Source organism: Hydrogenophaga aquatica (genome assembly GCF_054780915.1).
On record NZ_BAAGVK010000031.1, the window covers coordinates 1 to 648 of the forward strand.

Sequence of the window (648 nt, forward strand, 5' to 3'; positions counted from 1 at the left end):
GGATCAGGTCGTCGTCGGCCACCTCGGTGGCAAGCTTCACGGTGGCCGGTGCATCGGCCTTGAATTCCTTGGCCACCACCACGTCGGTGGGGATGGGCACCTCGGCACCGCGCGCCTTCATGGCTTCGATCACAGCCTTGGCCTCGCCCACCAGGTCGGGCTCGGCCAGGCTCTTGCCGATCTTCAGGCCCGCAGCCAGCATGAAGGTGTTGGCAATGCCGCCGCCCACGACGAGCTGGTCCACGTTTTTGGCCAGGCTTTGCAGGATGGTGAGCTTGGTGGAGACCTTGCTGCCCGCGACGATGGCGGCCAGCGGGCGCTTGGGGTTGGCCAGGGCTTTGCCGATGGCGTCCATCTCGGCGGCCAGCAGCGGCCCGGCGCAGGCCACGGGCGCGGTCTCGGCGATGCCGTAGGTGGTGCCTTCGGCGCGGTGTGCGGTGCCAAAGGCGTCGTGCACGAAGATGTCGCAGAGCTTGCCGAGCTTGGCGGCAAGTTCCGGGCTGTTCTTCTTCTCGCCCTTGTTGAGGCGGCAGTTCTCCAGCAGCACCACTTCGCCGGGGGCGACTTCAAAGCCGCCATCGACCCAGTTGGCCACCAGGCGCACGGGGCGGCCCAGCAGTTCGCCCAGGCGCGCGGCCACGGGGGCCA

Annotated in this window: 1 protein-coding gene; it reads right to left on the reverse strand. The window is 68.5% G+C overall.

The window, feature by feature from the left end; all coding sequences use genetic code 11:
- On the reverse strand, positions 1 to 648 hold a 648-nt coding region (gene pgk / locus ACYVHH_RS18305), incomplete at both ends, for a phosphoglycerate kinase (protein ID WP_460566896.1).